Annotated in this window: 12 protein-coding genes; all 12 read right to left on the bottom strand. The window is 67.2% G+C overall.

All coding sequences use genetic code 11. From position 1 onward, the window contains the following. Nucleotides 1-98: 98 nt before the first annotated feature. Nucleotides 99-398 (bottom strand): YggT family protein, encoded by a 300-nt coding sequence (locus ACIOU8_RS00370; RefSeq protein WP_400784852.1) that lies wholly within the window; start codon nt 396-398, stop codon nt 99-101. 3 nt (nt 399-401) lie between these two features. Continuing rightward, a complete protein-coding gene (locus ACIOU8_RS00365) occupies nt 402-878 on the bottom strand; it encodes a cell division protein SepF (RefSeq protein WP_400784851.1) in 477 nt (158 codons plus the stop codon). Nucleotides 879-920: 42 nt separating this feature from the next. Continuing rightward, nucleotides 921-1,625 carry a YggS family pyridoxal phosphate-dependent enzyme gene (locus ACIOU8_RS00360; RefSeq protein WP_400784850.1) on the bottom strand — a complete coding sequence of 235 codons (705 nt, stop codon included), beginning with the start codon at nt 1,623-1,625 and terminating at the stop codon, nt 921-923. Next, the gene (ftsZ, locus tag ACIOU8_RS00355) at nt 1,622-2,773 is read right to left on the bottom strand and encodes a cell division protein FtsZ (protein WP_400784849.1); all 1,152 of its coding nucleotides are present in this window, start codon (nt 2,771-2,773) and stop codon (nt 1,622-1,624) included. The genes ACIOU8_RS00360 and ftsZ overlap by 4 nt, the downstream gene beginning before the upstream one ends. A 176-nt stretch (nt 2,774-2,949) precedes the next feature. Beyond that, complete coding sequence (locus ACIOU8_RS00350) at nt 2,950-3,759, bottom strand: FtsQ-type POTRA domain-containing protein (RefSeq protein ID WP_400784848.1); 810 nt, start codon at nt 3,757-3,759, stop codon at nt 2,950-2,952. 141 nt (nt 3,760-3,900) lie between these two features. Beyond that, nucleotides 3,901-5,298: a UDP-N-acetylmuramate--L-alanine ligase gene (murC, locus tag ACIOU8_RS00345; protein WP_400784847.1), complete on the bottom strand. Its 1,398-nt coding sequence runs from the start codon at nt 5,296-5,298 to the stop codon at nt 3,901-3,903. Between the two features lie 64 nt (nt 5,299-5,362). Then, a complete protein-coding gene (locus ACIOU8_RS00340) occupies nt 5,363-6,433 on the bottom strand; it encodes a UDP-N-acetylglucosamine--N-acetylmuramyl-(pentapeptide) pyrophosphoryl-undecaprenol N-acetylglucosamine transferase (RefSeq protein WP_400784846.1) in 1,071 nt (356 codons plus the stop codon). Beyond that, nucleotides 6,430-7,668 (bottom strand): putative lipid II flippase FtsW, encoded by a 1,239-nt coding sequence (gene ftsW, locus ACIOU8_RS00335; RefSeq protein WP_400784845.1) that lies wholly within the window; start codon nt 7,666-7,668, stop codon nt 6,430-6,432. The genes ACIOU8_RS00340 and ftsW overlap by 4 nt, the downstream gene beginning before the upstream one ends. After that, on the bottom strand, nt 7,637-9,175 hold the full coding sequence (murD, locus tag ACIOU8_RS00330) for a UDP-N-acetylmuramoyl-L-alanine--D-glutamate ligase (RefSeq protein WP_400784844.1): 1,539 nt from the start codon (nt 9,173-9,175) through the stop codon (nt 7,637-7,639). The genes ftsW and murD overlap by 32 nt, the downstream gene beginning before the upstream one ends. Beyond that, the gene (mraY, locus tag ACIOU8_RS00325; protein WP_400784843.1) at nt 9,165-10,277 is read right to left on the bottom strand and encodes a phospho-N-acetylmuramoyl-pentapeptide-transferase; all 1,113 of its coding nucleotides are present in this window, start codon (nt 10,275-10,277) and stop codon (nt 9,165-9,167) included. Before mraY ends, murD begins: the two co-directional genes overlap by 11 nt. Further along, nucleotides 10,274-11,686 (bottom strand): UDP-N-acetylmuramoyl-tripeptide--D-alanyl-D-alanine ligase, encoded by a 1,413-nt coding sequence (murF, locus tag ACIOU8_RS00320; RefSeq protein ID WP_400784842.1) that lies wholly within the window; start codon nt 11,684-11,686, stop codon nt 10,274-10,276. The genes mraY and murF overlap by 4 nt, the downstream gene beginning before the upstream one ends. A gap of 28 nt (nt 11,687-11,714) precedes the next feature. Further along, nucleotides 11,715-13,496: a peptidoglycan D,D-transpeptidase FtsI family protein gene (locus ACIOU8_RS00315; RefSeq protein WP_400784841.1), complete on the bottom strand. Its 1,782-nt coding sequence runs from the start codon at nt 13,494-13,496 to the stop codon at nt 11,715-11,717. Nucleotides 13,497-13,509: the final 13 nt, after the last annotated feature.

Here is a 13,509-nt window from a genome sequence, read left to right as displayed (position 1 = left end):
GGCGCGAACCCGGGGCGCGCACCTGGGAGCCAAGCATAGTCCCAGAGGCTGTCAGTCGCGACGCCGCGACACCCCAGGGTGTCGAAGTCGCGCAGCTCTCAGATGAAGCTTCGGACGATGCTCATCAGGATCAGCACGATCAGGATGGTGATCGAGAACCCGAAATCCAGGGACAGCGTGCCGATTCGCAGGGGCGGGATGATCCGCCGGAAGAACCGGACAGGCGGATCGGTCACCGTGTAGACGATCTCGGCTGCGACGAGTCCGGCTCCCTTGGGTCGCCACTCCCGGTTGAAGAGCGGGATGTAGCTCAGGATGAGACGCGCGAAGAGCACCAGCAGGTACAGCAGGAGAGCCAGATGTACGATGCTGGCGACGATGGAGACGACGAATCCCACGGTCTACGGCTGGTCGAAGCCCGCGGACTCTGCGTCCGCGTGCGCGATTCCCCCGTGACCCGAGACCGCGATGTTCTCCGGCGACAGCAGGAAGACCTTCGAGGTGACCCGCTCGATGCGGCCGTAGAGGCCGAGCGAGAGTCCGGAGGCGAAGTCGATCAGACGGCGAGCGTCCGCATCGCTCATCTGCGACAGGTTGATGATGACCGGCACACCCTCACGGAAGCTCTCCGCGATGAGCTGAGCATCGCGGTACTGCTTCGGGTGCACGGTGAGGATCTCGTTCACTGCCCCTCCTGCGGGCTGGCGCACGGCGACGGGGCGCCGTAGCGGGGTCACGGGCGCCGGAGCGGGCTCCTCGCGTTCGCGGTCGCGATCACGCTCGCGGTGGGAGCGGGCCGGGGCCGGCTCCTCCTCGTAGACCTCTTCCTCGTCAGCGAGGCCGAGATACACCATGGTCTTCTTCAGCGGGTTACCCATCGTGTCCTCCGGTTCGAACGTGTCGGGTGGTCTTTCTAGAGGTTAACCCCGGTCGGGGCGGGGTCCCGTGATTGCGGACCCGATCCGCAGGTGTGTCGCGCCCGCATCGATGGCCGCGACGAAGTCGCCGGTCATTCCTGCGGATATCCAGTCGGCGGACGGCTCCACCTCGCGCACTCTCTCTGCGATCGCGCGCAGGCGCGCGAATGCCGAAACGGGCTCCTCATCGAGTGGTGCGACCGCCATCACGCCGCGCAGGCGCAGCGAAGGAAGGGCGAGGATGTGCTCGGCGAGCGACCGGGCTTCCTCGGGCTCGACTCCTCCCCGGCCCGCATCGTCGGTGAGGTTCACCTGAACCAGAACGTCGAGGATGTCGTCATCCTCTGCCGCCCTGTGCAGGGAATCGGCCAGCCGCACTCGGTCGACCGAGTGCACGGCATCCGCATCGCGGCGGATCGTGGACGCCTTGTTCGTCTGCGCCTGGCCGATGAAGTGCCAGCGAAGGTCGAGGTCGTCCAACTCCCCTGTCTTCGAAGAGAGCTCCTGCTGACGGTTCTCCCCCACATCGCGCACGCCGAGCGAATGCAGTTCGCGGATGAGCGACGACGGATGGAACTTCGTCACGACGATCCGGGTGATCTCCCCCGGATCCCTGCCGGACAGGCGCGCGGCGTCGGCGATCCGTTGATCGATCGCCGACAGCCGCGCTGCCAGACCGGAGTCGGTCTGGCCCTGCGCGGAAGTCACTTCAGGAATTCGGGGATGTCGATGTCGTCATCCGCGAAAGCCGGCTCGATGCTCGTCGCCGCTACACGCTGCGGCGCCTTCTCGGGCGCCGGCGTCTCGACTGCGGGCTTGCTCTCCTCGTCGTTCGAGAGCGCCACCTCGGGCAGCGTGCTGGCCGCGGCAGGCCGCGAGACGACCATCGGGTCCAGACGCAGCGAGGGCTCGCCGCTGTCGAAGCCGGCGGCGATCACGGTGACGCGCACCTCGTCGCCGAGCGTGTCGTCGATGACCGTACCGAAGATGATGTTCGCCTCGGGGTGCGCCGCCTCCTTGACGAGATCGGCTGCATCGTGGATCTCGAAGATACCGAGGTTCGAGCCACCCTGGATCGAGAGCAGGACTCCATGAGCGCCTTCGATGCTGGCCTCGAGCAACGGCGATTCGACGGCCAGCTCGGCGGCCTTGATCGCGCGATCGGCACCGCGAGCGGATCCGATGCCCATGAGTGCGGAACCCGCGCCCTGCATGACCGACTTCACGTCTGCGAAGTCGAGGTTGATGAGACCCGGGGTCGTGATGAGGTCGGTGATGCCCTGGACACCCGCGAGGAGCACCTGGTCTGCGGTGGCGAAGGCCTCGATCATCGAGATGCCACGATCGCTGATCTCGAGGAGACGGTCGTTCGGCACCACGATGAGGGTGTCGACCTCTTCCTTGAGCTTCACCACGCCGGCTTCCGCCTGGCTCTGCCGACGGCGGCCCTCGAAGGAGAACGGCTTGGTGACGACACCGATGGTCAGCGCGCCGATCGACTTCGCGATGCGAGCGACGACGGGGGCTCCACCGGTTCCGGTTCCGCCTCCCTCACCCGCCGTCACGAAGACCATGTCGGCACCCGTGAGCGCCTGCTCGATCTCCTCGGCGTGGTCCTCGGCGGCGCGACGACCCACTTCCGGGTCGGCACCGGCGCCGAGGCCGCGCGTGAGTTCGCGTCCGACGTCGAGCTTGACGTCGGCGTCGCTCATCAATAGCGCCTGAGCGTCGGTGTTGACGGCGATGAACTCGACTCCGCGGAGACCGAGATCGATCATGCGGTTGACGGCGTTGACGCCGCCACCGCCGACGCCGACGACCTTGATCACGGCGAGGTAGTTCTGGTTCTGGCTCATGGCCGGCCTCCGAATAGTCGAACCTGTCTTAGGAGAGATTCCGCCGGGTTGAACCTTAAACCTCAACTAGAGGTGTAAAGTATTTCCCGGTATTGGTTTCTCTTGTTCGAAGGTAAGCGTCACGCCCCCGTGCACTCGCAGCGACACGGGCGTGTCGCCCGTTTGCCGTCGAAACCTCAGCCGACGACCACCGCATGCGGCGAAGTGACGTCGATCGTCGATGCCTCGGGGTTGCTGAGCAGGGTCTTCGTGAGCACTTCGCTCTTCATCGGAGAGTCCTCGGAACTGCCCCAGACGACGGTCAGGCCACTGCTCAGTGTCAGCGTCACGTCATCGGCCGTCGTCGCACTCACTCCTGTGAGCAGGGCGCGCAGCTCGGCGGGAACAGAACGCACCACGAGACCCGCGCTCTCGAAGGCGACCGAGTCGGTGCCCCCATCGATCTCGAGCAGAGGCTGGCCTGCCGGCTGATCGGAGGTCGTGGCGAGAGCGACGCCCGCGGCGTCTACGACGGTGTAGCCGGCGTCCGAGCGGATGACGCCGACCGGCGTGCGTTCGACGATCCGCACCGTGAGATCGTGGGGCGGCCTCGCCTCGAGCGCGTAGGTCTCGATCAGCGGGAACGCCAGCAGAGCTGCCTTGACCTCGCTCGAGTCGACCAGAGCCAACGGGGTGCCGACCTGCTCCGCCAGCGCCGCCTCGACTGCGGCTGCATCCAGTGTCGTCGCGCCCAGCACGGTTATCTTCTCGACGGCGAAGAGCGGACTGTACGCGGCGGCGGTCGTACCGCCGATCAGGAGAACCACGGCGCCGATCGCGCTCGACCAGATGATGCGGCGTCGACGCGACCGCTGCGTGAATCGCCTGATCTCCGCCCGCAGCGCCCTGCGCCGCGCTCGTGCCGCGCGCCAGACGTCCCGAGTGGATGTAGGCCGCACCGCGGCATCCTCAGCCGTCTCCGCATCGACCTCGGATGCCGGCCTCACAGGGGTGACTCGAGCGCCTGCCTCTTCGTCATGCTCGACGTCTCGCGCTGAGCTCCTCGTTCCCGAGCGCGCCCGTCGCCCAGGCGCGCCTTCCGCGAGACCCGCGGGAGGCGTGGGAATCGGAGGCGGACGACGCATCTGCTAGACCTCGGTGGTCCGCAGCGACTCGAGCACCTGCGGGATGATCTGGTAGACATTGCCGCAGCCGAGCGTGACGACGAAGTCGCCGCCGCGGGCCACCGATGCCGTGTAGTCGGCCGCCTGCTGCCAGTCGGCCACGAAGTGCACGTGCGAGGGGTCGCGGAACGCGCCGCTCACCAGTTCGCCCGTGACGCCGGGAACCGGATCCTCCCGAGCGCCGTAGACGTCGAGCACGACCGTGTGATCGGCGTACGTCTCGAGCACGTCGGCGAACTCACGGAACATGTGCTGCGTGCGCGAGTAGGTGTGCGGCTGCTGGATCGCGATGATCCTGCCCGAGCCGGCGATCGATCGCATCGCCTCGAGCGCCGCGCGCACCTCTGTGGGGTGATGGGAGTAGTCGTCGTAGACCGTGACACCGCGCTCGACACCGTGCTGCTCGAGGCGACGGACAGTGCCGGCGAACCCCTCGACGGCGCGCGCGGATTCAGTCAGGCCGAAGCCGACCGAGAGGAGGACCGTGATCGCGCCGGCCGCGTTGATCGCGTTGTGCACACCCGGCACGGCGAGCTGCAGGCGCACACTCTCCGTCCCCCGGCTCACCGTGGCCGAGACGGGCCCGTCCGTCACGATGTCGGTCACCCTGACATCCGCGCCCTCCGCCTGCCCGAAGGTGATGACGTTCGGGTGCGAGACACCTGCTCCCACTCGCAACGCGCCGGGGTCGTCGCTAGAGATGACGACCGCCTCGGTAGCCGCGTCGGCGAAGCGCACGAACGCATCGTGGAATGCCTCGTCGGAACCGTAGTGGTCGAGATGATCCGGGTCGACGTTCGTGATGAGAGCGACGGCGGTGTCGTAGAGCAGAAAGGTGCCGTCGGACTCGTCGGCCTCGATCACGAAGAGCTCGCCTGACCCCGTCGCGCTGGAGACGCCGAGCTGTTCGATCACGCCGCCGTTGACGAAGTTCGGGTCGGCGCCGAGCTCCTGGAGCGCGGTCACGATCATGCCGGTCGACGTGGTCTTTCCATGGGCGCCGGCGACCGAGACGAGTCGCCGCGAGCCGATCAGCCAGTGCAGCGCCTGCGAGCGGTGGATGACGTGCAGCCCGCGCTCCTTGGCGGTGACGAACTCGGGATTCTCGGGCCAGATCGCGCCGGTGTGGACCACGGTGTCCGCGTCGCCGAGATGGTCGGCGTCATGCCCGACGTGCACGACGGCTCCGGCCGCCTCGAGCGCCCGCAGGTTGTCGCTGTCAGCGCGGTCGCTGCCTGACACGCGGATGCCGGCATCGAGGAACATCTTGGCGAGCCCGCTCATGCCGGATCCGCCGATGCCGATGAAGTGCGCAGAGGAGATCGACTCGGGGATCGGGAGGGAGAGGTCAGGTCTGATCATGTCGGGTTCAGTCTACTTTTCGATGATGATGTTGCGGAGTCGCGGAGCCGTGTCTACGGCGATGTCAGGAGAGCGCGCGATCCACCAGGGCGATGAGGTTCTCCGTACCGCTCCGGGTGCCGACCTGTCCCGCCGCCGCCTGCATGGCCTCGAGCTGCTGCCGATCCTTCATGACAGGGATCACCAGGCGGCGCACCGCATCGCCGTCGAAGGTGGCGTCGTCGAGGAGACGCGCAGCACCGGCGGCCACGGCGGATGCCGCGTTCAGTCGCTGCTCGCCGTTGCCCACCGAATACGGCACGTACAGCGCCGGGATTCCGAGCGCACTGATCTCGCTCACGGTGGCCGCACCGGATCTCGAGACGATGAGGTCGGCGAGGGCGAATGCGAGATCCATCCGGTCGACATAGCGACGCATCGCGTAACCGGGAACCTCGGGGTCTACCAGATCGCTTCGCTCGCCTGTGACGTGCAGCAGCTGCCACCCGGCGGCAAGGATGTCGCCCCACGAGTCGGCCATGGCCTCGTTCAGCCGTTGCGCGCCGAGCGAGCCGCCGAAGACGAGAAGGACGGGGCGCGCGGGGTCGAGCCCGAAGCTCGCGGCGGCTTCTTCGCGCAGGGCTGCGCGGTCGAGCTCGATGACCTCGCGCCGCAGCGGCATCCCCACCACTTCACCGCCTCGCAGAGGTGTTCCTGCGAAGGCGACTCCCGTCGCAGCTGCTCGACGAGCACCCAGCACATTGGCGAGGCCGGGCTTCGCGTTGGCCTCGTGCACGACGAAGGGAACTCTCTCGCGGCCCGCGGCGACGTAGGCCGGGGCGGATGCGTAGCCACCGAATCCGACGACGACCTCTACACCGTGAGCGCGGATGTGATCGCGCACCTGAGCGATCGCTCGGCGGAACCTGCCCGGGAACATGGCGGCCTGCTTATCGGGCCGCCGAGGGAACGGGACCTTGTCGACGACGAGCAGCTCATAGCCCCTGGCCGGGACGAGACGGGATTCGAGTCCCTCGGCCGTTCCCAGCACCAGAACGGTCGCGTCCGCGTCGCGAGCGCGCAGCGCGTCAGCGACGGCGAGCAGAGGGTTGACGTGACCGGCGGTTCCACCGCCGGCGAGAAGGTACGTGGTCACCGTGTGACCTTACCCCGCCCTGCTGAAGCGGCCCGTCCAGGCGAACGGCCCTCGGCGACGGGAATGGTGCGCGCGAACGACAGCAGCACTCCGCAGGCGATGAGGACGGCCAGGAGCGCCGTGCCACCCTGCGACATGAAGGGCAGCGGCACACCCATGACGGGGAACAGCCCGATCACGACGCCGATGTTGAAGACGGCCTGACCGGTGATCCATACGGTGATTCCACCGGCCGCGACGCGGATGAACGGGTCTGCAGTCTTGCGGATGATGTGGAAGGCGCCGACGGTGAAGAGCGTGAACAGCGCCAGCACGACGATGCAGCCGATCAGACCGAGCTCCTCGCCGACGATGGCGAAGATGAAGTCGTTGCCGGCGGCGGGCAACCAGCCGTACTTCTCCTGCGAGTTGCCGAGGCCCACTCCGAAGACCCCACCGGAGGCCATACCCCACACCCCATGGATCGACTGATAGCAGTCACCCGTGTAGGCAGACATGTCGGAGCATGTCGCCGTGATGCGCCGCATGCGGTCGGGGCTCGTGACGGCCAGGGCGATGACGGCGACGACCCCGAGCAGCACGGGCAGGATGAACAGCCGCAGCTTCACCCCCGAGAAGAAGAGGCAGCCGAGCAGGATGATGACCAGCACCATGGCGGTGCCGAGGTCCTTGCCCGCCAAGACCGTTCCGATCGCCAGTGCTCCGACGGGCACCACCGGGATGAAGACCTGGTGCCAGGTGCCGAGCATGGTGTGCTTGCGCATCAGCACGAAGCCGATCCACACCGCCAGCGCCAGCTTGAGGAACTCGGACGGCTGCAGGGTGAACCCCGCGACCTTGATCCAGTTGCGGTTTCCGCCGTCCTCGATGCCGAGTGGTGTGAAGACGAGCAGCTGCAGCGCGATGGCGCCGAACAGCGCAGGCCACGCCATGCGCTTGAGGAACGCGATCGGAAGCCGCGAGATCAGGAACATCAGCGGCACGCCGAGCACCGCGAAGATCCCCTGGCGCAGAGCGCCGTCCATCGGGTTCTCCCCGTTGGACACGGCGGTCGCACTCGTCGCCGAGAGCACCATCACGAGACCGAAGATCGTCAGCATCAGCGCGGCCGACGCGATCATCAGGAATTCGGTCGATACCGGGGTGAACCGACGTCCGAGCGACACCCTGGCGGCAAGGCCTCGAGAGCCGGTGCTGTCAGGGTCAGAGCGATGGGGGCGTTCGACCTGCGTCATCGCCGCTCCCCCGGTCTATCCAGTCCTGCACCGCTTCGGCGAAGCGGTGTCCTCGATCCGCATAGCTGGAGAACTGATCGAAGGAGGCCGCCGCAGGGGCCAGCAGAACTGTTCCCTCGTCGTCGACGATCCCCGCGGCGATCTCCACCACGCGATTCATGACCTGACCAGTCTCGCCAGCATCCACCTCGAACACCGGAACCTGCGGCGCGTGTCGCTCGAATGCCGCGACGACGGCTGCGCGCTCCACTCCGATGACCACGGCCGCACGGGCGGTCGTACCGGCCGTCGCGACCAGGTCGCCGATGTCGACGCCCTTGAGATCGCCGCCGACGACCCAGACCGCGCCGGGGTAGGCGCGGAGCGACGAAGCGGCCGCATGGGGGTTGGTCGCCTTGGAGTCATCCACCCACGTGATGCCGCCGTGTCGGGCGACGATCTGGATTCGGTGCTCGTCGAGCCGGAAGGACTGCAGGGCGGAGTGGATGGCCACAGGCTCGACGCCCAGCGAGCGGGCGAGTGCACTCGCCGCCAGAATGTTCTGCACGATGTGCGGCGCGGCGAGGCCGGCCTCCTGAAGGTCCGCGACGGTCGTGAGCTCGAGGGCGCTGCGTGCGCGGTCGTCCAGGAACGCGCGATCGACGAGCAGCCCCTCGACGACACCGATGTCGCTCGGACCGGGGATGCCGAGATCGAAGCCGATCGCGCGCGCCCCCTCGACGACCTCAGCCTCCTCGACCATGATCCTGGTCGCTTCGTCGGCCTTGTTGTAGACGCAGGCGACGCGGGTGTTGCGATAGACGAGAGCCTTCGCGTCGCGGTACGCCTGCGCGCTCCCGTGCCACACCAGGTGGTCGTCAGCGAGGTTCAGGCACACCGAAGCGTGCGGATACAGCTCGCCTTCGGCCCGGGACAGCCCGAGATACCAGAGCTGATGGCTCGACAGCTCGACGACGAGCGCATCGAAGCCCGCCGGGTCGCGCACCGCATCGAGCACCGGCACTCCGATGTTGCCGCAGGGCGCCGCGCGCAGCCCCCCTTCGACCAGCAGCGAGGCGGTCAGCTGCGTCGTGGTGGTCTTGCCGTTGGTGCCGGTGATGAGCACCCAGTCGGCCGGAGTGCCATCAGGGCGCGGCACCTTGTCACGCACGCGCCATGCGAGCTCGACGTCGCCCCAGAGCGCGATACCGGACTCCTGCGTCCAGCGGATCACCGGGTGGGAGGGAGCGAACCCCGGAGAGGCGATGACGACCTCCGGCGCGAACTCCGCCAGGGTCTCGGGGACCCGGTCGAGAGGCCCGAGCTCGAGCCGGGCGCCGATCACCGGCAGGAGCTTGGCATACTCCTCGTCCGCGGATTCCGACAGCACGAGCACATCCGCACCGAGTTCGGTGAGCGTGTCGGCCACCGAGAACCCGGTCATGGAGAGCCCGAGAACGGCGACGCGCAGATCCGACCAGTCGGAGCTCCAGCTCGTGAGAGTCGAGAGCCTCGTCTCAGTCGACACGTGTCAGCCACTCCACGTAGAACAGACCGACCGCCGAAATGGCGAGGAGACCCGCGATGATCCACATGCGCACCACGATCGTCACCTCGGACCACCCACGCATCTCGAGATGATGGTGGAAGGGGCTCATCAGGAACAGTCGCTTTCCGCGTGTGATCTTGAAGTAGGCGCGCTGGAGGATCACAGACCCGGAGGCGAGGACGAAGACGCCGGCGATCACGAGAAGCAGCAGCTCGGTGCGCGTGAGGATCGCCATGGCGGTGATGACGCCGCCGATCGCCATGGATCCGACATCGCCCATGAAGACCTTCGCCTTGGGAGCGTTCCACCAGAGGAAGCCGATCAGGCTCGCGGCGAACGACGCGGCGATGATCGCGAGGCTGAACGGGTCGCGCACTTCGTAGCATCCGGCCAGCGCCGCTGTCTCGACGCCCTCTCCGACGCACGACTGCTTGAACTGCCAGAACGCGATCAGGCTGTAAGCACCGACGACGATGACTCCGGCGCCCGCGGCGAGACCGTCGAGGCCGTCTGTGAGGTTGACGCTGTTCGACGTCGCGACGCCGATGACGGAGATCCAGAGCAGATACAGCGCCCACCCGAGGATCGCGGTGAACGCGAAGAGGTTCAACCAGGGGATGTCACGGAAGAGCGAGATCGAACCTGATGCCGGGGTCTGGTCGAACGCGTTCGGGAAGTTCAGGGCGACGATGCCGAAAGGGATGATGACGACGAGCTGACCGATGATCTTGCGCCAGCCCGAGAGCCCGAGGCTGCGCTGGCTGCGCACCTTCATGTAGTCGTCGATGAAGCCGACGGCTCCGAAGCCCACCATCAGCCAGATGACCAGAAGCGCGGACAGCGCAGGTGTGCCCCCGCCGACGTAGGTGGCCGTGAAGTAGCCGACCATGGTGCCGACGATGAAGATCACGCCGCCCATGGTGGGTGTCCCGCGCTTCGCCTCGTGGTTCGGGTTCTCGATGGCCTCAGGCGTGCGGATGACCTGACCCCAGCCCCACTTCCGGAAGAGCCGCAGGAAGACGGGTGTCAGGAAGAGGGTGAAGGCGAGCGAGATGGCAGCCGCCATGATGAGAGATCTCACGAGAACAATTCTCCCAGACGATCGCCGAGGTGCCGGAGGCCCACGGAATTGGAGGACTTCACGAGCACGCGGTCGCCGTCGCGGAGTTCGGAGCGCAGGTAGTCGAACGCTGCGTCCTGGTCGGGGAAGAAGATGGCCTCGCTGTCCCAGGAGCCTTCGCCGATGGCCGAGATGTAGAGCCGGCGCGCCTCAGGACCCACGACGACGATCCGCTGGATGTTCAGCCGCACCGCCAGAAGCCCGATCCGGTCGTGCTCCTCACCGGCGGTCTCACCGAGCTCGCTCATGGCCCCGAGCACCGCCACCGTCCGCTCGCCCGGACCGGTGATCTGGGCGAGAGTCCGCAGCGCCGCCGACATCGAGTCGGGGCTGGCGTTGTAGGCGTCGTTGATGATGCGCACCCGGTCACTGCCCATCGGCTGCATGCGCCAGCGCTCCGCGATCTCTACCGTCTCGAGACGCGCGATGGCATCGGGCGCCGACACTCCGAGGACCCCCGCCGCGGCGATGGCCGCCAGCGCGTTGCCGATGTGGTGCGCGCCGAGCACCTGCAGACGAAGGGGCAGGCTCTCCCCCGCCGCTTCGATGATGCACGAGGTGCCGGACGCGGTGACCTCGAGGTCATGGGCCTGCACGTCTGCCGCGGCACTCTGCCCGAAGCTGACGACCTGCATCCCCCGCGACTGCGCGAGCTCGCCCATGGCGGCCACACGGGAGTCGTCGAGGTTCAGCACAGCTGTGCCTGAGGGTCTCGCAGCGGCCACGAGCTCGGACTTGGCCTTGGCCGTCGCCTCGATACCGCCGAAACCGCCGGCGTGTGCCATCCCGACCATCAGCACCACCGCGACGTCCGGCTCGACGAGTCCGGCGAGGCGAGCGATGCTCCCTGGCGCATCCGCGCCGAACTCGCTGACGAGGAAGCGCGTGCCGTACGTGACGCGCAGCATGGTGACCGGGGCGCCCACCTCGTTGTTGTACGAGTTGATGGGCGCGACGGTCTCGCCCTCGTCGGCGAGGATGCGGGCGAGGAAATTCTTCGTCGTCGTCTTGCCGTTCGATCCCGTGATCCCGACTATCTTGAGGTCACCCGCCGCGCGCACGCGCGCGACGACCTCGCGTGCGAGGTCGGCGAGGGCGACGATGACGTCGGGGACGACGATCTGCGCGATCTCCTCATCGACCGTGTGCTCGACGATCGCGAGCGACGCGCCGGCGGCCAGCGCCGACCCGACGAACCGATGTCCGTCGGTCTCGGCTCCGGGCTTCGCGACGAAGACGGATCCGGGCGCCATGGTGCGCGAGTCGGTGTCGACCACACCGTCGACGACGGTGTCGGCGGTCGCAGAACCGGCGAGGCGGAGATCACCCCCGACGACGGCGGCGATCTCGGCAAGCGACAGGGCGATCATGACGTCTCCAGGCGCGGCAGGGCGCCGACTATTCGAACTTGGGAAGCAGTGCGTCCATCGGGCTGGAGGACGGCATCACGCGGTAGGTCTTCATGGTCTGGGTCATCGCCTTCTGGAAGGCAGAAGCGGTAGCAGCAGACGATGTAACTCTAGTCGGCTCATCGAGAGTCACCACCACGACGTACTGCGGATCGTCGACCGGCGCGAAGCCCACCATGCTCGTGTAGTACACGCCCGACTTGTACCCGCCGTTGCCGTCTTCGACCTGCGCGGTGCCCGTCTTGCTGGTGACGCGGTAGCCGGGCACGGTGATGCGGTCGGCGTTTCCGCCCTGCACCGCGACGTTCTCGAGCATCCGCGTGAGGTCCGCTGCGGTCTCGGGCTTGATGATCTGGTCGCGAGCCGGCGCCTCGGGGGTGATGACCTCTCCGTCCGGCGTGGTGCAGGACTCGACCAGAGAGAGTCCGATCTTCTCGCCCCCGTTCGCAATCGCCTGGTAAGCGCCCGCCACCTGCGGAGCGGTGACCGTGAAGTGCTGACCGAAGGTGGTCGTGTACAGAGACTGGTTGTCCCATTCGGCGGCCGGGTGCAGCACGCCCGCCGTCTCGTCCGGGAATCCGATCGTCGATTCCCCGACGCCGAAGCGCTGCAGGTAGTCGTGGCGCACGTCGGGGCTCACCATGGTGCCGAACTTCGACAGCGCCACATTCGACGAATCGATGAGCGCACCCGCGAGCGTGTAGTTGAAGGTCGGGTGCACGAACGCGTCGTTGATCACGGCGCCGTTGTCGAACTTCTCGTGTGACGATGCCGACACAGTGGGGCTCGTCATCGTCACCCCGGCGTTCTCCATGATGGCGGCCGCGGTGACGGCCTTGAAGGTCGAGCCGGGTTCGAACCAGCGTGTGAAGAGCTTGCTGCCCCAGGTATCGGACGACGACGCGTCGAGATCGTTGGGGTCCATGGTCGGCCATTCGGCCGCTGCGCGGATCTTTCCGGTGCCGACCTCGACCACGGTGACGGTGCCGCCCTTGGCTCCCTGCAGCTGCGCCTCTTCGGCGATCATCTGCTGCATGTACCACTGCAGATCGCTGTTGACCGTCAGCTGCACGGTGCCGCCGTCGACGGCATCCACCCTGCTCTCGCTGCCGGGGATGACGACGTTGTTCTTGCCGGTGCGATACGACTCTTCGCCGTCTGTCGGAGCGAGGCACTTCTCGTCCATCTTCTCGACGCCCGTCTGCGCGGCGCCCGTTCCGTCGAGGAAGCCCAGGAGGTTTCCCGCAACGGCGCCGTTCGGGTAGACCCGAACCTCGCGCGGCTTCATCTCGAGGTACGACGACACCTTGAGCTCGCGGAGTGCGATGTACTTCTCGGTGCTGAGACCCTTGACCAGCGGGAGGTACTGCGAATCAGGATTCTCCTCGAGCTTCGCCGCGACCTCGGCCCGCAGCTCGTCCGCGTCGATGCCCATGATCTCCGCGATGCGGGTCGAGGCCTCTGCCCACGGCAGCTTCGGCGGATTCTTCTCGTCTTCCTCGAGCAGCCGGATGACCTGCGGGCTGAGCTGCGCGTCGTAGACCAGGACGCTCTCGGCGAGCACTGAACCTTCGCTGTCGACCACTGAACCACGCTCGCCCGGAATGGAGGTGCGGTGCGCGATGAACTCGAGCGACTGGGCGACGTGCTCGTCTGCCTTGACCACCTGGATATCGACGAGGCGCACGACGAACGCCACCAGGATCGCCAGAATCACCGAGAGCGCGACGACCGTGCGTCGCCGCGGCGTCCGCGTTGCTCGTGTCGTCATGGACTCTCTCCGT

This window comes from Microbacterium sp. NPDC087589 (genome assembly GCF_044743635.1).
Classification (GTDB): domain Bacteria; phylum Actinomycetota; class Actinomycetes; order Actinomycetales; family Microbacteriaceae; genus Microbacterium.
Note: the sequence above shows the minus strand (reverse complement) of the source record. Positions and strands in the feature narration are given on the sequence as shown.